This is a genomic window from Aeromonas ichthyocola (assembly GCF_046087985.1).
In the GTDB taxonomy this organism is placed as follows: domain Bacteria; phylum Pseudomonadota; class Gammaproteobacteria; order Enterobacterales; family Aeromonadaceae; genus Aeromonas; species Aeromonas rivipollensis.
Genome location: NZ_JBJSWH010000008.1, coordinates 94,874 through 112,819 on the forward strand (window position 1 = coordinate 94,874; position 17,946 = coordinate 112,819).

Consider the following 17,946-nt stretch of genomic DNA (forward strand, 5'->3'; position numbering starts at 1 on the left):
TTTTTTATGTCATATCCCCAGTGTGATCAACGGCATGGCCCCAGTCGGGCCGCTTGTGGCAAGATAGGTGACTGCCTTTCACCGAGTCCCTGTCCGCCATGAATCTACCCAGTTATGAAGCCATGATGCCTGCGGTGCTCAAGGTGCTGGCCGATGGTCATGCCCGTCCCCTTAGGGAAGTATTCGAGCGAGTTTGCCAACACTATGCCTTCACCCCGGAACAGCTGGCAGACACCTTGCCAAGTGGCCGCCAAACCACCATCCGCTCCCGGGTCGGCTGGGCCAAGACCTATCTGGTCAAGGCGGGGTTAATCGAGCAACCCAAACGCGGCATTTGTCTTATCACCGAACGGGGTAAGGTGGCGCTGGCCTCGGGTCACCCCATCGACAATCACTATCTGGCCCAGTTCAACGAGTTCGTCGCTTTCACCCTGGCCTCCAGCGAAAGCATGGGCAATCCGTCCCGGATCGTGACTGACGCAGCAACACAGTCAACCCCCGAGCAGGCCAGTACACCGCAAGAGCAGATTGAACAGGCTCTGGCGGCCATCAATCAATCCCTTGCCGATGACTTGCTAGCCGAGATCCTTGGCCTTTCACCTCGCTTCTTTGAGCAGTTGGTGGTCGATCTCATGGTGGCCATGGGGTATGGCGGCAGTCAGCAGGATGCGGCCCGCACCACCCGTTACAGCAGTGATGGAGGTATCGACGGCATCATCAAGGAAGACCGGCTCGGGCTCGACTCCATTTATCTGCAGGCCAAGCGTTACACCGACAAGACGGTGGGCCGCCCAGACATTCAAGCTTTCGCAGGAGCGCTGGATCTGCACAAAGCCCGCAAGGGGGTCTTTATCACTACCTCAGGCTTTAGCCGCGAGGCACAGGAGTTCGTGGGGCTGATTGAGAAGCGTATTGTCCTGATTGACGGCCCACATCTCGCCGCCTTGATGATTGAATACGGCGTCGGCGTCACCACCCGCCAGACCCTCACCATCAAGACCCTGGATTCGGATTACTTTCTGGAAGACTGACCATGACCGAGCGCAGCAACTTCTATTTCCTTCAAGCCCATGCCCCCATTCTGCTTGAGTTGGCGCAGGGTGCTGAACGGGCATTCGCCGGTGATCCCAACACGACCCTGGTCAAGTTGCGTCAACTGAGTGAAGCCTTGGCCCAAGATATTGCAATGCGCTGTGGCATTGCCGCCCAGCCGCAGACCACACAGGCCGAACTGCTCTATCTGGTTGGCCGTGAGTTGTCGCTGGATCCGATAGTGATGAACCTGTTCCATGGGCTGCGCAAGGCGGGTAATCATGCGGTGCATCAGTTCAAGACCCGTCACAAGGAGGCCCTGGCCGGGCTCAAAGTCGCTCGAGACCTGGCTGTCTGGTACCACCGTTTCTTTGGCAAGGGGAGCGAACATTTCAAACCAGAGCCCTTTATCGTCCCCAAAGATCCCAGCGCCGAGCTGCACCAATTGCAGGAGCAGATAGCCAGGCTCAAAGATGAGCTCACCAGTGCCAGTAGCCAGCTCGATCAGAATCAGGAGTTGGCCGAGTTGCTGGCGCGGGAGAAGAAGGAATATCAGGAGCTGGCTGAGCTGATGGACAGCGAGGCCAGAGAGTTTGCCTCCCAGGCCAAGACTCACCAACAGGCGCTCGCTACCCAGCAGCAGGAGTTCGAACGCCGCCTTGCCCAATTGCAGCAGCAATTACAGCAGCAAAGCGAAGAGGCCAGAAAGCAGGCAGCGCTGGCCCTGCAAGGGTTTGCCAGCAAGGCAAAGCGCATCACCGACACCTTAGTTCTTGACGAGGCCAGTACCCGCATTCTCATCGATCAACAGTTGCAGGATGCTGGCTGGGAGGCGGACTCCGAGCAACTCGATTACCGCAAGGGGGCTCGTCCGCAGAAGGGGCGCAACATGGCCATCGCCGAATGGCCAACCGAGCATCACGGGGAGAAGGGTCGGGCCGATTACGTGCTCTTTATCGGCCTGATGCCGGTCGCCGCCGTAGAGGCGAAAAAGATGAATACCAATGTGGCCGGCAAGATCCCTCAGGCGGGGCGCTACAGCAAGGGGTTTGCCCTGTCAGGTTTGATGGTCAGCCCCTGGGTGCTGGAGGGACGCTCGTCCCCCTGGCACGATGGTCAAGGTGAACAGTATCAACTCCCCTACCTCTATTCCTGCAACGGTCGCCCCTTTGTCAAACAGCTGGCCGAGCAATCCGGCATCTGGTTTCGCGATGCCCGCCACCCGAGCAATCTCGCCCGTGCACTGCAAGAGTTCCACTCGCCGGATGGGCTGCTGGATCTGCTCAAACGCAGCCGCGAACAAGCTGAGCAGACACTCAAGCAAGAGGGATTTGGTTACCTCAAGGTGAGACCCTATCAGCAGAAAGCCATCGAGGCGGTGGAATCTGCGCTCGCGCGCGATCAACGCAACTGTCTGCTGGCCATGGCGACGGGGACGGGCAAGACCCGCACCATCATTGGCCTGATGTATCGCTTCCTCAAGGCAGAGCGTTTTCGCCGCATTCTCTTTCTGGTGGACAGAACCGCACTGGGCGGCCAAGCCCTGGATGCGTTCAAAGATGCTCGCCTCGAACAAAACCAGACTCTGTGGTCTGCCTACACCATCGCAGAGCTCGGAGACATGGCGGCGCAAGCCGAGACTCGCATTCAGGTCGCCACCGTACAAGCCATGGTCAAACGTATCTTCGCCAGTGATAACCGACCGCCGATCGATGAGTTCGACTGCATCATAGTGGACGAAGCCCACCGGGGTTACGCCCTGGATCAGGAGATGACCGAAGGGGAGCTCTCCACCCGCGATGCGGCGCAATATCTGTCGAGCTACCGACGGGTGCTCGACTACTTCGATGCGGTCAAGATTGGCCTCACCGCCACCCCTGCTAAACACACCAGCGAGATTTTCGGCACGCCGGTCTACCTCTACTCCTACCGCGAGGCGGTGGCCGATGACTGGCTGATCGACCACGAATCGCCGATCCGTTTCCAGACCGAGCTGACCGAGCATGGCATCAACTTCAACAAGGGCGAGAGGGTGACCGCCATCGATACCCGAACCGGCGAGATCGAGACTGCGGAGCTGGAAGACGATCTCAACTTCGAGGTGGATGCCTTCAACAAACGAGTGATCAACGAATCCTTCAATCAGATCATCTGCCAGGCGCTGGCACAGGAGCTGGATCCCTTCGGCGAAGAGAAAACCATGATCTTCTGCGCCACCGACAACCATGCCGACATGGTCAAGCGGCTGCTGGATGCCGAGTTCAAAACCCTCTACGGCGAAAGCTATAACCAGGAGGCGGTCGCCAAGATCACCGGCAAAAGCGACAGGGTGAGCACCCTGATCAGCCGCTACAAGAACGAACGCTACCCCAATATCGCCATCACTGTGGACTTGCTCACCACCGGCATCGACGTGCCGCGCATCTGCAATCTGGTCTTTATGCGTCGGGTCAAGTCACGGATCCTCTATGAGCAGATGATGGGGCGGGCCACCCGTCGCTGCGACGACATAGGCAAGACGGTGTTTCGCATCTATGACCCGGTGGATATCTATGCCGCGCTGGCCGAGGTCAACACCATGCAACCCCTGGTCAAGAACCCCGATATCACCCTGGCGCAGCTGGTCGGTGAGTTGAGCGATGAGTGCTGTCTGGAGCAAGCCCTCAGCGTGGCGGGAGACGAGCCGGGCCAGAGCCAAGCCGATACCATCTTGAGCCAGCTCAGCCAGAAGCTGATGCGGGTGCTGCGCAAGGCCGAGAGCAAGGCGGATCGCTACCCGGTCTTGAAACAGAAGCTGGCCGAACTGGGGGAAGAGTGGGGTATTGAGCCGGGCAAGCTGCATCAGCACCTCCATCAACTCGGGCCAAGGCAGGCCAGCCACTTTTTGCGCCAGCACGCCACCCTGCTGAGGGAACTGGCACAGGTGGAGGATCTCATCGGCAGCGAGTATCGGCCGGTGATTTCAGATCATCAAGACAGGCTCACCCTGCGCGAGCAGAGCTACGGTGCCTATGGCAGGCCACAGGATTATCTGGATGGCTTCGCCGACTTTATCCGTCAGCAGATCAACAGCAATGCGGCGCTGATGGCGGTGGTCAATGCCCCGCGCGACCTCACTCGAGCCCAGCTCAAGGAGGTCAAGCTGCTGCTCGACAGTGCCGGTTTCAAGGAGGTCAATCTGCAGAGTGCCTGGCGCAGCCAGACCAATCAGGACATCGCCGCCAGCATCATAGGCCATATTCGTCGCGCCGCCCTTGGCGAGCCGCTCATCCCCTATAGCGAACGGGTACGGCTGGCGATGGAGCAGATCTACCGCAGCCAGAGCTGGACGCCCGTCCAGCGCAGATGGCTGGATCGTCTGGCCAGGCAGCTGGTGCACGAGGTGATTGTCGATCGCGACTTTATCAACGAGCGCTTCGCCGATGATGGCGGCGCCAAGCGGCTCGACGGCCTGCTCGGAAAACAGCTGGATAAACTGCTGACGCAGCTTGGCGACGCGCTCTGGCAAGTGGCCTGACAAGCGGCAGCGGCCCCGACAGATATAGAAAAGGGCGCCTTTTATCTATGTGGGCCGTGATATGTATAGAAAATTAAAATTTCTATACATACAATCGCCGCCATACACAGAAAAGGGGACTTTCTATGCCCATCACCCCGTTGCCGCTGGTCAATATCGCCAAGCTGGAGAGCCGCGCCGTGCTCAAGAAGAGCGCCGAGGCTCACCGCTATCTGGCCGAACTCAAGGGGGTGGCCGCCAGCATCCCCAACGAGGGGATCCTCATCAACACCCTGTCCCTGCAAGAGGCAAAAAACAGCTCGGAGATCGAGAACATCATCACCACCCAGGATGATCTCTACCGCGCCAACCTGTTTGAAGAGGCGGTCAATCCGGCCACCAAAGAGGTGCAGGACTATGCCGCCGCCCTCAAGCAGGGCTTTGCCACCGTGCGCCATCAGCAGCTGATCCGGCTGGCCGACATTCTGGCGGTGCAGCAATTCTTGGAGAAAAACCGCGCCGGCTTGCGCCGTCTGCCCGGCACCGATCTCAAGAATGCCCGCACCGGCGAGGTGATCTATACCCCGCCCCAGCACGGCGACGAGATAGCCGCCCTGATGGACAACCTGGTGCGCTATATCAATGACGACGAGCTCTGTGATGCCGATCCCCTGGTCAAGATGGCCATCATCCACCACCAGTTCGAGAGCATTCACCCCTTCTATGACGGCAATGGCCGCACCGGCCGCATCCTCAACCTGCTCTACCTGGTGGCCCAGGGGCTGCTCAACCTGCCGGTGCTCTATCTCAGCCGCTACTTTATCCAGGACAAGGGGCGCTACTACCGCGAACTGCAAGCGGTGCGTGACACAGGTGACTGGGAGCCCTGGCTGCTCTACATGCTCGATGCGGTGATCGACACGGCCCAGAGCACCATAGCGCTCATCACCGGCATCAAGGAGTTGATGGCCAGCTACAAGCAGGGCATCCGCGAACAACTGCCCAAGATCTACAGTCAGGATCTGCTCAACAACCTCTTCAACCACCCCTACACCAAGATCGACTTTGTCATGGGCGATCTCGGGGTGACCCGCATCACCGCCACCCGCTATCTGGATCTGCTGGTGGAGCAGGGATTCTTGCAAAAACAGAAGATTGGTCGCGGCAACTACTACATCAACCAGCCCCTGTGCGCCCTCCTGGCGGCCCACAGCTGATAACCGGAATTCCCATGCGCAACAACGATATCGTTCAAAAACTGTGGAACCTGTGCGACGTCCTGCGTGACGACGGCATCAACTACTCCGACTATGTCACCGAGCTGGTGCTGCTGCTCTTTATCAAGATGGTGCACGAGAACGAAGAGGCGGGCATTCTGGCCGCCCACACCCTGCCCGAGCATTGCCGCTGGCCAGAGCTCGCCAGTCGCTCCGGCCTCAACCTGCTCAACCACTATCGCCAGATGCTGGTGGATCTCTCCAAAGACCAGGATCCCCTGATCGCCGCCATCTATGCGGATGCCCAGACCCGGCTGCGCGAGCCGCGCCATCTGGAGCAGATGATCAAGACCCTCGACCAGATCGACTGGTTCAGCGCCAAGCAGGATGGCCTGGGGGATCTCTATGAAGGGCTGCTGGAGAAAAACGCCGGCGAAACCAAATCCGGCGCCGGCCAATACTTCACTCCGCGCGCCCTGATCAACAGCATGGTGCGCTGCCTCCAGCCCAAGGCGGGGGAAGTGATTCAGGATCCGGCTGCCGGTACCGCCGGTTTTCTCATCGCCGCCGATCAGTACATCAAGAGCCAGTCGGACTATGACGACTTGACGCTGCAACAGGTGCGCTTCCAGAAGCAGAGAGCCTTTATCGGGGTCGAGCTGGTGCCCAATACCCGCCGCCTCGCCCTGATGAACTGCCTGCTGCACGGCATGGAAGGGGATGAAGAGGGGGTGGTCCACCTCGGCAATGCCCTGGGACAGGTGGGTGCCGCGCTGCCCAGGGTCGATATCATCCTCGCCAACCCCCCCTTTGGCACCAGCAAAGGCGGCGAGGCCAGCAATACCCGCGACGACCTCACCTACAAGACCAGCAACAAGCAGCTCGCCTTCTTGCAGCATATCTATCGCGGCCTCAAGCCCGGTGGCCGCGCCGCCGTGGTGCTGCCCGACAACGTGCTGTTTGAGGCCGGGGTCGGCACCGAGGTGCGCCGCGATCTGATGGACAAGTGCAACCTGCACACCCTCTTGCGCCTGCCCACCGGCATCTTCTACGCCCAGGGGGTCAAGACCAATGTGCTCTTCTTCCAAAAAGGCAGCGCCAGCGACCCCTATCAGCAGGAGGCCTGCACCCAGGCAGTCTGGGTCTATGACCTTCGCACCAATATGCCGAGCTTTGGCAAGCGCACCCCCTTTGGCAATGCCGCCATTGGCTTTACCGAGGCCGAGTTCGGCACAGATCCCCATCTGGGCCCCTTTGAGCAGGTATTTGGTGCCAACCCCAATGGCACCGGTTTACGCACGGAAGGGGAATACAGCTTCGGCGCAGAAAAAGTCGAGCTGGCCGAGGATGCCGCGAACCAGGACACAGACCCCGAGCTGGCCCACAGCCGCTGGCGCTGCTTTAGCCGGGAGTGGATCCGCGACCACAAGGGGGATTCGCTGGATATCAGCTGGCTTAAAGATCAAAACAGTGTCGATGCCGCCGACTTGCCCGAGCCGCTGGAGCTGGCCAATGAGGCCAAATCCGAACTGGAAGCGGCGCTGGCTGAATTGCAGGATCTGGTTAAGGCGCTGGGGGGGATGGCGTGATGCAATTACCACATGGCTGGAGCACCTGTACCCTCTCGGATATTGCTGCAGTGAACCCCAAAACAGTGGCCGATGAATCGCTTATCGCCGGTTTCGTGCCCATGTCGTATGCCCCTACCAGTTACCATGACGAGCTGCTATTTGATGAAAAACCTTGGGGGGAAATAAAAAAATCCTATACCAACTTTCAGGATGGCGATGTTATCTTCGCCAAGGTGACACCATGCTTTGAAAATGGCAAAGCGGCTATTGTTGATGATTTACCAAATGGCATAGGGGCTGGCAGCTCCGAATTTTATGTACTTCGCCCTCATTGCAACGATATTTCACAAAAATTGCTATTTGCGCTCATAAAAACTCATGCTTTTATGCAAGAGGGCGCTACCAATATGACGGGGGCTGTCGGTTTGCGCCGAGTCCCCAAGTCATTCGTCGAAAAATTTCCAATTGCTTTGCCGCCAGCAGCAGAGCAAAAAGAGATTGCCGACCGGCTCGATAAATTGCTGGCTCAGGTGGAAGCAACCCAAGCCCGTCTGGCCCACATACCGGATATTATCAAGCGATTCCGCCAATCCGTGCTGGCCGCTGCAGTGAGTGGGAAATTGACGGAAGAGTGGCGAGTCGAGAAGACTTTTGAGCAACTACCTAACGTTAATGCTAATTATGCCATTGACAGTAAATATATTTTTGAAATTCCAAGTCAGTGGAAACTTACTGCAATTGGTAACTGCGCTGCTTTCCAACAAGGCCTTCAAATAGCAAAAGCGACTCGTCGGACTGAGCCTGATCATGATGTGCTTCCCATTCTCCGAACAGTGAACTATGAGAACGGTTTTAGCGATGACGTTCATTATGTTTTGGTAGATGATAAATCAATAATTGCAGAACAAGAAGATATCATCATATCTAGAACAGGTACAGTTGGGCGCGTACTGACAGGCTATCGCGGCATAATGCACAACAACACATTTAGAATTAATTATGACAAAACCGTTTTGTTAAGAGAGTATTTAATTTACTTCCTGAAATCGCCAATTTGTCAGGAATATGTGAAAGAAAACTCTGGTCGCTCATCTCAACCTGATCTTACTCATAAGGCATTTGCTAAGTGCCCCTTAACATTGCCTTCGATTATGGAACAAACCGAAATCGTCCGTCGGGTAGAACAGCTTTTTGCCTATGCCGATACCATCGAACAGCAGGCCAAGGCGGCCAAAGAGCGGGTCGATAAGCTGACCCAGGCCATCTTGGCCAAGGCGTTTCGCGGCGAGCTGACCGCCGACTGGCGCGCCGCCAACCCGGAGCTGATTAGCGGCGACAATAGCGCCGCCGCCCTGCTGGCCCGCATTCAGGCCGAGCGGGCCGCCGCCAAACCGCGCAAGAACCGTAGGGTGTAATGAACAACGTGAATTACACCGCAAGACGCCAAAACGGGCGAGCAAACCAGCAATCAACCCCACTTTGTCCGGAGTCACCCTATGACCGAGGTTCAGCCCCATAAGACCCGCTCCCGCCACCTGCGCAAAAAGCTGCATCTGGGGGAGTTTCAGGAGTTCGGTTTTCAACTCACCTTCACCCTGAAACCCGAGTTGGCAACCTTTGAAGAGGCGCTCGATCACTGGCTCGCATTTATCGAGTCGCAAGGCTGGGCTTTCGGTGGCGGTGGTGCCCTCTCGGGGCGCGAGATCGGCGGCTATCTCTGCCAATTTGCCGGGGGCACGCTCACCGAATCGGATAGGGAGCAGACCACCCAGTGGTTGGCCAGCCAGCCCTGGGTTGCCTCCCACCAGATCGCGCCCTTGAGCGATGCCTGGTACGGCCCCTGGGAAGGGTAACGGTCTCGCCGAACTCTCCCTGGTAAACGAACGAGCGGCAGCCCCCTGCCCAGCTCCCCGTTCAAACAGCATCCCCTCCCCCTTTGAAAAAAGAGCGGGCCTGCAATGGCAGGCCCGCTCTTTTTACTGACACCGCTTCGTGCTTGTTGGTGGGGCAGACTCTTATCCGTTGGATGCCTTGAACTTGCGGCTGCGCAGCAGCAGGGGGAGCTGGTAGAGCACCAGGGCGCCCAGCACCAGACCGGCGCCGGCCAGCTTGGCCGGGCCCAGCGGCTCGTCATAGAAGAAGGTGCTCAGGATCAGGGTCCAGACGGGTTCCAGCAGCATCAGCAGGGCGGCATGGGCCGTGGTCATCTGGCTCAGGGCGTGGGTGAGCAGCCAGTAGCGCAGTGTGGTGGCGATCAGGACGCTGGCAGCAAACCAGCCCCAGACACCAGAGCTGATGTCGGCGGGCCACTGCTCTGTCAGCAGGGAGAGCAGGGTGCCGATCAGGCCGGTCACCGCCAGCTGGATGCAGGTGAGCCAGGTAGGGGGAATGGACTGGGCGAAGTGGCGGTGCACCGCGAGCTGAACCCCCAGGGTGGCGGCCGCCGCCAGAAACCAGAACAGGGACAGGGACACGCCCCAGTGGGTGCTGCTGGAGAGCAGCAGCAGGCCGGCCACGGCGATGGGCAGGGTCAGCCAATAGTGGCGGCCGGGTCTGGCCTTGAAGGCGGCCCAGGCGGCGAGCGGCGCCATCAGGGTGGCCACGCTCATGATGAAGGCGCCGCTGCCCAGCGCATCGCTCTGGCTGATGGCGGTGACCCAGAACAGCAGGCTGGCCCCGAGCAGGGTGCCGCACCCGGCGGCACGCAGCAGTTGTGAACGGCTGGGGGGCGATTCGCGCAGCCAGGCGAGCGGCAACAGCAGCAGGGCGGCCAGCAGAAAGCGGCTGCCGATAAAAGCGGCGGTGGGCAGCTCACGAATAGCCTCTTTCGAGAAGAGCCAGCCAGCGGCGGCCAGCAGGGTGACCAGTATCATCAACAGCAGGGGAGCGCGGTTCATCGGGGCATCACAGGGTCAAGGCAAAGGGCAGAGCATAAAGGAAAGCAGGCCGGATTGCCTGCGGCGTTTGCTCCTGCCCCGGGATCAGGCGGGCCTATGAGCGGACACGGGGTGGCCACCTGGGCCACCCGCGCTAGTCGTTTTCCAGTGCGGCGAGGCAGTGGGACAGGGTGCGCGCCAGCGCCCCCTGGTTGCGCAGCACCACGGCACGGGCCTGCTCCCCCATCTGGCGGCGGGCGCCCGCATCGCCGAGCAGCGTAATCACCTTGTCGCCCAGGGCATCGGCATCCGCCACCACGGCGGCGCCCCCCTGAGCCACCAGCTGGCGGGTGATGTCGCTGAAGTTGAAGTAGACGGGGCCGGTCAGGCAGGGTTTGCCGAGCGCCGCCGGCTCCAGCAGGTTGTGGCCACCAATCTTCACCAGGCTGCCGCCGACGAAGGCCACGTCAGCCGCCGCCAGCATCAGCGGCAGCTCGCCCATGGTATCGCCGAGATAGACCTTGTCCGTCTCGCCCACCGGCTTGCCCTGACCCTGGCAGTAAGAGCGCAGCACGCAGCCGTAAGGGGCGCACAGCTCGGCCACCTTAGCAAAACGCTCGGGATGGCGCGGCACCAGGATCAGTAGGGCAGATGGATGTGCCTTGAGCACCCGATCGAAGGCGGCCAGCACCTGCTCGTCCTCCCCCTGATGGGTGCTGGCGGCGATCCAGACCGGCCGCTCCTGTCCAAGCTGCTGGCGCAGGGCGCGGCCCCGGGCCTGCACCTCGTCGCCAAACTGGATGTCGAACTTGATGGAGCCGGTCACCGCCAGCCGCTCGCGGCCAATTCCGAGACGATGGAAGCGATCCGCGTCGTCCTGGTGCTGGCACAGCAGGTGAGTCAGCGGGCGGCTGAGGGCATCGAAGGCGCCCTGGAAGCGAGCATAGCGCTGGCAGGATCGCTCGGATAGGCGGGCATTGAGGATGGTCACCGGCAAGTTGCGTGCCTCGCAGGCCGCCAGCCAGTTCGGCCACAGCTCTGTCTCCATCACCCAGAGGGCGCGGGGCTTGAAGGTGGCCAGAAATGCCGAGACGGCCCAGGGGTAGTCCAGCGGCGCATAGCGATGCACCACCAGATCCCCGAGCTTGGCCGCCTGCTCGGCGCCGGTGCGGGTGGTGGTGGTGAGCAGTATGGGCAAGGAGGGCTGCTCCGCCTTGAGGGCGCGGATGAAGGGGCTGATGGCCAGCGTCTCCCCCACGCTCACCGCATGGATCCAGAGCGGCGCCTCCTGCCCTGTGGCAGGCGTCCGCCCCAGGTGCTCGGCCCAGCGCTTGCCGAAGCCGGGCTTGCCTTTTTTGGGCTTGTAGAGCGCCAGCAGCGCCAGTGGCAGGCCCAGGTGGATCAGCAGGTTGTAGAGCAGCCGATAGATCATGCTACTGGCCTTCGCCGCCGGTCGCGGGCTCAGCCACCGGCTGCAGCGCTATGATCAGGTCCGCCCCGTCACTGCGCTCCAGCCGTTTGCCCGCCTCTATGACCTGCTCCGGCATCAGCTCGATCAGGCACTTGAGGTGGCCGAACTTGCAGGAGCGCTTGAAGCAGGGGCGGCATTCGATGTCGGTGTGCACTATCTCCACCCTGTCCGCCAGGGGCGGTGTGTAGAGCGGCGAGGTGGAGCCATAGACGCCGATCAACGGCCGGTTGAGGGCGGCGGCGACGTGCATCAGGCCCGAATCGTTGGCGATGACCCGACCGGCCAGCGCCATGAGATCGATCGCCTCGTGCAGGCTGGTCTTGCCCGCCAGCACGTGACAATTGGGACGGGACAGGGGATTGATCCGGTCCCGTATGGTGTTGGCCACCTCCACATCCTTGCCGGAGCCGAAGATCCACACCTGCCAGCCTTCATCCAGATGCTTCTGGGCCACCACGGCGTAGTGCCCCTCGGGCCAGCGCTTGGCCGGGCCGAACTCGGCCCCCGGGCAGAGCACCAGCACCGGGCGGGCGCGATTCAGGCCGAGCCGCTCCAGGGCCTTGTCCTGATTGACGAGATCCACGTGCAGGGACGGATGGGGAATGGACGGAATGTCGCTCCGGCTCTTCATCTGTGCCTTGGGGTAGGCCAGCGCCAGATAGGCTTCCACCATCAGCGGGAAGGCCTGCTTGTTGCTGCGCATGTCGTTGAGCAGGCCGAAGCGGTGCTCCCCCTTCCAGCCGGTACGCACCGGGATCCTGGCAAACCAGGGGATGAGGGCCGACTTCATGGAGTTGGGCTGGATGATGGCCTGATCGTACTTTTCGGCGGCCAGCTGCTTGCCGAGCCGGCGGCGGGCCCCCAGCTTGAAGTCACCGTGGCCGAGCGGCATGGGGATAGCCTTGTCCACCTCGGGCATCCGCTCCAGCAGGGCCACGCACCAGGCCGGCGCCATCACATGCAGCTCGCTGTCCGGGTGATTGGCCTTGAGTGCCTTGTAGAGGCTCTGGGACATCACCATGTCGCCGACCCAGGAGGGGCCGATCACCAATATCTTCATCGCGCGTCTTCTCTCGGGACTGGCCCGGCTGTTAATCGTTACTGGGCGAGATTATGCCCCAAGAAAGGCCGAAGAAATAACAGAAGATCCCTGCCTGATGCGCAAGAGGCCTTCAGGGACAGCACAAGGGGGAGCGGGCCCATGCCCCGGCCGGGGTTTTAGGCTAGAATGGGCGCCAATCCGAGCATGACCCGCCCGCCGGGCGCCAACAAGAGTCCAGAACCCGTGAAAAAACCGACCCTGGCGGCCGTCCTGATCGTCAAGAACGAAGCCGACAACCTGCGCGCCTGCCTCGCCTCCCTCGATGGCCTGGTGGACGAAATCGTCATCCTGGACTCCGGCAGTCAGGATGAGACCCCCGCCATCGCCGCCGAATTCGGCGCCCGCTTCTTCGTCAACACGGCCTGGCCTGGCTTCGGCCGCCAGCGCCGCCTCGCCCAGTCCCATGTCCAGTCGGAATGGGTGCTGTGGCTGGATGCGGACGAGCGGCTCACCCCGGAACTGAAAGCGGCCATCGCCACCGTCATGGCCAACCCGGCGGGCGACACCATCTACTCCATCCCCCGCCTCTCCTGGGTGTTCGGCCGCTTCATCCGCCACAGCGGCTGGTACCCGGATCGGGTGCTGCGCCTCTACCCCAGGGCGCTCACCGGCTACAACGAGGCGCTGGTGCACGAGAAGGTGGAGGTGCGCGCCAACATGAAGATCGTCAACCTGCACGGCGACCTGCTCCACTTCACCTACCGGGATCTGGAGCACTATCTGGTGAAATCCGCCGGCTACGCCAGGGCCTGGGCCGATCAGCGCACCGCCCGCGGCAAGAAGGGTTCCCTCGGCCAGGGACTGGTGCACGCCCTCGGCTGCTTCCTCAAGATGTACCTGCTCAAGGCCGGCTTCCTCGATGGCAAGCAGGGTCTGCTGCTGGCCATCCTCTCCGCCCACTCAACCTTCGTGAAGTACGCGGATCTCTGGATCCGCCAGCAACCACAGGCGCCGGACCAGGCACAAAAGTAAGCCGACATGGCGACATGACGAAACAGGGCCCCGAGGGGCCCTGTCTGCATTCTCAGCTCTCTGCCCCCGCCAGAACGGCGGTGCCCAGCGGGCGATCGCCGCCGCCATCGTCTTGGGATCGAGCTGGCTCATGTCTTCCGGGTGATCGCTGTCTTCCGGCGGGCTGAAGGCCAGATGACGCCCCTCGCTGTTGAGCGGACGCCAGCGCAGCGGCGTGGCGGAGCGGTGCGCCGGGAAGAAGCCTATGGTCGGCACGTCCAGCGCCGCGGCTATGTGCAGCGGTCCCGTGCTGCCCGCCACGAACAGGGCGGCATTGGCCATCACCTGACAGAACTTCGGCAGCCCCTCGTCGGAGCGGTAGATCCAGCCGTTGCCGCCGTGGGCCAGCAGCTCGGCCGCCAGCTGTTCCGCCTTGCTCTCCTCCCCTGGCCCCGCCGTCAGCACGCACTGCAGTTCAGGGCAGGCCTGGTTGAGCTTGATGATGAGGCGCGAGTACTGCTCTATGGAGAGGTTGTTGGCCGAGCCGCCGCTGCCGGCGTGCACCATCAGCCAGGGGCGGCTCGCATCCAGCTTCAAGCGGCTGGCGATCTGCTCGCGCACCTGTTGCAGGCTCTCGGGATCGAAGCTGAGGTAGGGCCCCTGGGGCTCCACCACGCTCAGTTGCTGGTCGGCCAGGAAGCGGCGCACCAGATCCAGGTTGTACTCGTACTCCGGTTTCTGGGAGCGGGAACGGCGCTGCACCAGCCGCTGGTTGTAGAGTACCTGGGCCAGCTTGGTGGCCGGAGCCAGCCGGTAGGGAATGTGTGCCTTCCACACCAGCTTGGCGTTACGGGTGTTGGAGAAGAGGCAGATGGAGGCATCGAAGGCGGCCGCCTTGATGCGGGCCAGCAAGGCGCGTTGCTGTTCCTTGTCGGCCCGGGCACCCGGATCCAGGATGATCTCGTCGATCCAGGGACAGAGGCGGGCCAGCGGCGCCGTGTAGGCGGGAACCAGGGCAGTCACATGACACTCCATGGAGCGCTTGAGCATGGCAAAACTCGGCCAGGCCAGCATGAAGTCACCAATCTTGTCATTGCGTACTACCAGAATACGTTTCATAAAAAATCCCTTTGCTCCCTGTCACCAATGCAGGGAGGCTTGATGCGCGGTGCGGGTATTCTTGCCTGATGCCGGGCTATTCTCAAGCGACGACCTTATAATGCGACCAAATTTCCAGGTTGCAGGACCGCACAAGATGACTACCAGGGTAATTTATCCCGGCACCTTCGACCCCATCACCAACGGCCACACCGACCTCATTGGCCGGGCCGCCAGGCTGTTTGACGAGGTGGTGGTCGGGGTCGCCAACAGCCCGAGCAAGCGGCCGCTGTTCGATCTGGCGGAGCGCGTCCTGCTGGCCCAGCAGGTGACCGCCCATCTGCCCAACGTCAAGGTGGTGGGCTTCTCCGGCCTGCTGGTGGATTTTGCCAGGGAGCAGCAGGCCAACGTGCTGATCCGGGGCCTGCGCGCCGTCTCCGACTTCGAGTACGAATTCCAGCTGGCCAACATGAACCGCCGCCTGATGCCGGAGCTGGAGAGCGTCTTTCTCACCCCGGCGGAAGAGAACTCCTTCATCTCCTCCACCCTGGTGAAGGAAGTCGCCCTGCACGGCGGCGACATCCACCAGTTCGTCGATCCCCTGGTGGCGCAGGCCATCGCCGCCAAACAGAAAGGGTGATCCCCTTCCACACTCGCCATTCCCGACGGCAACAACGAACAAGGGCTACCCGCGGGTAGCCCTTGTTGTATCTCTCTCGTTATGGAGAGGTCAGCCTGCTTGCCGGTTACTGACGGGCAAACTGCTCATTCATCTCCTGCACCAGCAGATCGAGCCACTCGTAGCGGCGCCGGTACATGGCCCGCTTCTTGGAGGCGATCTCCTCCAGCGGCTTGCGCGGCTGGGCTTGCAGGGCGACGAAGTTGGCATCCACATCCCGGGCGTCGAACTCCTGCCACAGCTCGTCATAATCGGCCTGCAGGTTGGCTTTCTGCTTGCTGCTGTAGCGCTTGGCCTGAAACACGTGGGCCCGCTTGCGCACCGCCAGCACCTCTGCGCCCCCATGGCCTGCGCCAGTTGCAGCACCAGCTGCACCAGCAAGGATTTGGGCCGCAGGCCGTGCCCCTCTTTGGTCAGCTCGCGCACCCGATCCTGGGCATTGTCGACCGCAGGCTCCGGCCCCTGCATGGAGCCGATCATCAGAATCAAACGATCCTTACGCTGCCCGCCAGCGAAAAGGCGCAGCTGTAGAGGCGCTGCCCCTCGCCGTTGACGATGGAGAGCGCCAGCTCGGCCTCGCGGCGGAAGGTGCCATCGTAACGCAACAGAATGCGGCAGCCGCTCTGGGGATAGTGTCCCAGCGCGATCCCCTCGCCCAGATAGAGCGGGTCAATCAGCTCGGATAGCACTCCAGCAGCAACCGGTAGTGGTTTTCCAGCATCTCGGCCCGCTGGGCGGGCACTGGCACAGGCGAAGCGATAGGGCGCATCGGCTTGTCGAGCAGCTCGGGATACCGCTGGCAGCGCCTTGAGCGGGTCGCACTGAAACAGACTGAAAACCCGGCTCAGCGACTTGCGATAGAGCAGACTGCGCAGCACGAACTTGCCGCGATTGAAGGTTTTGCGGTCATCCCCCTCGGGGTAGAGGAAGCGGGCCATGGATTTTGCGCAATAGCGCTCCTGCCGGGATAAAATTCCCAGTCTATTGATTTAACTGTCATTTTTATTATTCTCAAACCGCCTGAACGGTCGAGATACTAGTGACAGCTGTGCAAATCTTCAACAGAGTGGAAATACGCTGTTACAACTTCCCCCGGATTGGGCAAAAAGTGCGCTCAGCGCTGGCAATGACTGCAAAAAACAGTGGTTCTCTGGCCCATCCTCACCTCGGTCAGCAGGGTATGGCAGTGGAAACAGGGCTGGCCGCCCCGGCCATAGACCTGCAACTGCTGCACGAAATAGCCCGGCTTGCCATCGGCACTGGTGAAGTCCTTGAGGGTGGTGCCTCCCTGGCGAATGGCCTCGGCCAGCACCCGCTTGATCTCGGCCACCAGGGTCCCCAACCGCTCGCCACTGATGTTGCCCGCCGCCCGCTTGGGGTGAATGCCGGCGGCATAGAGCGCCTCGTTGGCGTAAATGTTGCCCACCCCGACCACCACCTGGTTGTCCATCAGGAACTGCTTGATGGCGGTGCTGCGCCCCTTGGCCCGCGCCCGCAGATAGTCGGCGCTGAAGGCGTCGGTGAGCGGCTCGGGCCCCAGCTTGGCGAGCAGGGCGTGCGCCTCGGCGGGTTCACGAGTCCACAGCAGGGCGCCGAAACGGCGCGGATCGTTGAGCCGCAGCAGCTTGCCGTTGGCGAGCTCGATGTCCACGTGATCGTGCTTCTCGGCCGGAGTGCCTATGTCCAGCACCCGCAGGCTGCCGGACATGCCAAGGTGCAGGATGGCGGTGCCAAAATCGGTCTCCAGCAGCAGGTACTTGGCGCGGCGGCTGACCCTGTGGATGACGAGATCCACCAGCTCCTGGATCTCGCCAGGCACGGGCCAGCGCAGCCGGCCATCCCTTACCACCACACGGGTCACCTTGATGCCGGTGAGCCAGGGAGAGATCCCCTGGCGGCTGACTTCGACTTCCGGTAATTCAGGCATAGACAGGCCTCTCGCTCACGGCAGGGTTCAGGGGGTGGGACGCAGCAGGTCGCGGTACTGCTCCTGGCTCAGGGTGAGCCAGGTCGAGGGGGGCAGCAGGGCGGCAAACTTGCCGTCGTCCTGATAGAGCCCCACTTCAACCGGATCGCTCTGGCCGGCGACCCATATCTTGAGGGTAACAGGGGTGCCGCGCACGGCCCCGCCCGGGGGCAGCAGCCAGCCTTGCCATGTCTCGATGCGGGCGGCCAGCTGGGCGCTGCTGAGCCCCAGATCCGGCCCGCTGCGCCAGCCCTGGCCGATCCGCTCTATCTGCCAGCTCGGCCCCTGCCAGGTCAACACCACGGCAGCTTCGGGCAGCAGGGGACGCGACCGCTGGGCGCTGTTCTCCTGCTGGGCCTGCTCCAACCGGTGCAGCAGGGTGATCACTATCAGCACCACCACTATGATCACGTTATTCCAGCCTTTGCGGCTCAATTTGAACATGGCAAGCCTCCCTTTGAAGCGGCAGTGTACTGAATTTCACCCA

Annotated in this window: 14 protein-coding genes and 2 pseudogenes; 8 read left to right on the forward strand and 8 right to left on the reverse strand. The window is 61.5% G+C overall.

Going from position 1 to position 17,946, the window contains the following annotated elements; translation table 11 throughout:
- The first annotated feature begins 98 nt into the window (after positions 1–98).
- The 6 genes from ACF2JD_RS20770 to ACF2JD_RS20795 all read left to right on the forward strand — a co-directional run bounded on the left by ACF2JD_RS20770 (position 99) and on the right by ACF2JD_RS20795 (position 9,169).
- Positions 99–1,031 carry a restriction endonuclease gene (locus ACF2JD_RS20770; protein ID WP_139744758.1) on the forward strand — a complete coding sequence of 311 codons (933 nt, stop codon included), beginning with the start codon at positions 99–101 and terminating at the stop codon, positions 1,029–1,031.
- Positions 1,032–1,033: 2 nt separating this feature from the next.
- Positions 1,034–4,549, forward strand: coding sequence for a type I restriction-modification system endonuclease (gene hsdR / locus ACF2JD_RS20775; protein WP_440988111.1), 3,516 nt, complete (start codon positions 1,034–1,036; stop codon positions 4,547–4,549).
- Between the two features lie 125 nt (positions 4,550–4,674).
- Positions 4,675–5,745: a Fic/DOC family N-terminal domain-containing protein gene (locus ACF2JD_RS20780; RefSeq protein WP_440988112.1), complete on the forward strand. Its 1,071-nt coding sequence runs from the start codon at positions 4,675–4,677 to the stop codon at positions 5,743–5,745.
- A 14-nt stretch (positions 5,746–5,759) separates the two neighbouring features.
- Entirely contained in the window at positions 5,760–7,334 is a 1,575-nt protein-coding gene (locus tag ACF2JD_RS20785) for a class I SAM-dependent DNA methyltransferase (RefSeq protein WP_413835247.1), read from the forward strand.
- Entirely contained in the window at positions 7,334–8,731 is a 1,398-nt protein-coding gene (locus tag ACF2JD_RS20790; protein WP_440988113.1) for a restriction endonuclease subunit S, read from the forward strand. Before ACF2JD_RS20785 ends, ACF2JD_RS20790 begins: the two co-directional genes overlap by 1 nt.
- Before the next feature lie 81 nt (positions 8,732–8,812).
- Positions 8,813–9,169, forward strand: coding sequence for a 50S ribosome-binding protein YggL (locus ACF2JD_RS20795; protein WP_440988114.1), 357 nt, complete (start codon positions 8,813–8,815; stop codon positions 9,167–9,169).
- 162 nt (positions 9,170–9,331) lie between these two features.
- Here the strand turns inward: ACF2JD_RS20795 and ACF2JD_RS20800 are convergent, their stop codons facing one another.
- The 3 genes from ACF2JD_RS20800 to waaF form a co-directional block, all read right to left on the reverse strand.
- Entirely contained in the window at positions 9,332–10,213 is an 882-nt protein-coding gene (locus ACF2JD_RS20800) for a DMT family transporter (RefSeq protein WP_106885458.1), read from the reverse strand.
- Between the two features lie 133 nt (positions 10,214–10,346).
- Positions 10,347–11,624, reverse strand: a complete 1,278-nt coding sequence (waaA, locus tag ACF2JD_RS20805) for a lipid IV(A) 3-deoxy-D-manno-octulosonic acid transferase (protein WP_440988115.1) — start codon at positions 11,622–11,624, stop codon at positions 10,347–10,349.
- A gap of 1 nt (position 11,625) precedes the next feature.
- Positions 11,626–12,723 carry a lipopolysaccharide heptosyltransferase II gene (gene waaF / locus ACF2JD_RS20810; RefSeq protein WP_440988116.1) on the reverse strand — a complete coding sequence of 366 codons (1,098 nt, stop codon included), beginning with the start codon at positions 12,721–12,723 and terminating at the stop codon, positions 11,626–11,628.
- Positions 12,724–12,948: 225 nt separating this feature from the next.
- Here waaF and ACF2JD_RS20815 point away from each other — a divergent pair, with 225 nt between their 5' ends.
- Positions 12,949–13,737, forward strand: a complete 789-nt coding sequence (locus ACF2JD_RS20815; RefSeq protein WP_290070685.1) for a glycosyltransferase family 2 protein — start codon at positions 12,949–12,951, stop codon at positions 13,735–13,737.
- A gap of 66 nt (positions 13,738–13,803) precedes the next feature.
- On the opposite strand, the pseudogene ACF2JD_RS20820 reads toward ACF2JD_RS20815, so the two are convergent.
- Positions 13,804–14,835, reverse strand: a pseudogene (locus tag ACF2JD_RS20820) (glycosyltransferase family 9 protein); the annotation flags it as partial.
- Positions 14,836–14,971: 136 nt separating this feature from the next.
- Here ACF2JD_RS20820 and coaD point away from each other — a divergent pair.
- Entirely contained in the window at positions 14,972–15,454 is a 483-nt protein-coding gene (gene coaD, locus ACF2JD_RS20825) for a pantetheine-phosphate adenylyltransferase (protein WP_440988117.1), read from the forward strand.
- Positions 15,455–15,560: 106 nt separating this feature from the next.
- Here the strand turns inward: coaD and ACF2JD_RS20830 are convergent.
- From ACF2JD_RS20830 to ACF2JD_RS20845, 4 genes and pseudogenes are all read right to left on the reverse strand, one after another.
- Positions 15,561–15,973: pseudogene (locus ACF2JD_RS20830) on the reverse strand (DUF535 family protein).
- Between the two features lie 5 nt (positions 15,974–15,978).
- Positions 15,979–16,431, reverse strand: a complete 453-nt coding sequence (locus ACF2JD_RS20835; RefSeq protein WP_440988118.1) for a DUF535 family protein — start codon at positions 16,429–16,431, stop codon at positions 15,979–15,981.
- 176 nt (positions 16,432–16,607) lie between these two features.
- Positions 16,608–17,420 (reverse strand): bifunctional DNA-formamidopyrimidine glycosylase/DNA-(apurinic or apyrimidinic site) lyase, encoded by an 813-nt coding sequence (gene mutM, locus ACF2JD_RS20840; RefSeq protein ID WP_163137455.1) that lies wholly within the window; start codon positions 17,418–17,420, stop codon positions 16,608–16,610.
- A 27-nt stretch (positions 17,421–17,447) separates the two neighbouring features.
- The gene (locus tag ACF2JD_RS20845) at positions 17,448–17,903 is read right to left on the reverse strand and encodes a hypothetical protein (RefSeq protein ID WP_139744769.1); all 456 of its coding nucleotides are present in this window, start codon (positions 17,901–17,903) and stop codon (positions 17,448–17,450) included.
- Between the last annotated feature and the right edge of the window lie 43 nt (positions 17,904–17,946).

Excerpts from the sequence above, each read along its gene's own strand:
- ACF2JD_RS20770 (WP_139744758.1), top strand. The coding sequence starts at position 99 with ATGAATCTACCCAGTTATGAAGCCATGATGCCTGCGGTGCTCAAGGTG.
- hsdR (WP_440988111.1), top strand. The coding sequence starts at position 1,034 with ATGACCGAGCGCAGCAACTTCTATTTCCTTCAAGCCCATGCCCCCATT.
- ACF2JD_RS20780 (WP_440988112.1), top strand. The coding sequence starts at position 4,675 with ATGCCCATCACCCCGTTGCCGCTGGTCAATATCGCCAAGCTGGAGAGC.
- ACF2JD_RS20785 (WP_413835247.1), top strand. The coding sequence starts at position 5,760 with ATGCGCAACAACGATATCGTTCAAAAACTGTGGAACCTGTGCGACGTC.
- ACF2JD_RS20790 (WP_440988113.1), top strand. The coding sequence starts at position 7,334 with ATGCAATTACCACATGGCTGGAGCACCTGTACCCTCTCGGATATTGCT.
- ACF2JD_RS20795 (WP_440988114.1), top strand. The coding sequence starts at position 8,813 with ATGACCGAGGTTCAGCCCCATAAGACCCGCTCCCGCCACCTGCGCAAA.
- ACF2JD_RS20800 (WP_106885458.1), bottom strand. The coding sequence starts at position 10,213 with ATGAACCGCGCTCCCCTGCTGTTGATGATACTGGTCACCCTGCTGGCC.
- waaA (WP_440988115.1), bottom strand. The coding sequence starts at position 11,624 with ATGATCTATCGGCTGCTCTACAACCTGCTGATCCACCTGGGCCTGCCA.
- waaF (WP_440988116.1), bottom strand. The coding sequence starts at position 12,723 with ATGAAGATATTGGTGATCGGCCCCTCCTGGGTCGGCGACATGGTGATG.
- coaD (WP_440988117.1), top strand. The coding sequence starts at position 14,972 with ATGACTACCAGGGTAATTTATCCCGGCACCTTCGACCCCATCACCAAC.
- ACF2JD_RS20835 (WP_440988118.1), bottom strand. The coding sequence starts at position 16,431 with ATGGCCCGCTTCCTCTACCCCGAGGGGGATGACCGCAAAACCTTCAAT.
- mutM (WP_163137455.1), bottom strand. The coding sequence starts at position 17,420 with ATGCCTGAATTACCGGAAGTCGAAGTCAGCCGCCAGGGGATCTCTCCC.
- ACF2JD_RS20845 (WP_139744769.1), bottom strand. The coding sequence starts at position 17,903 with ATGTTCAAATTGAGCCGCAAAGGCTGGAATAACGTGATCATAGTGGTG.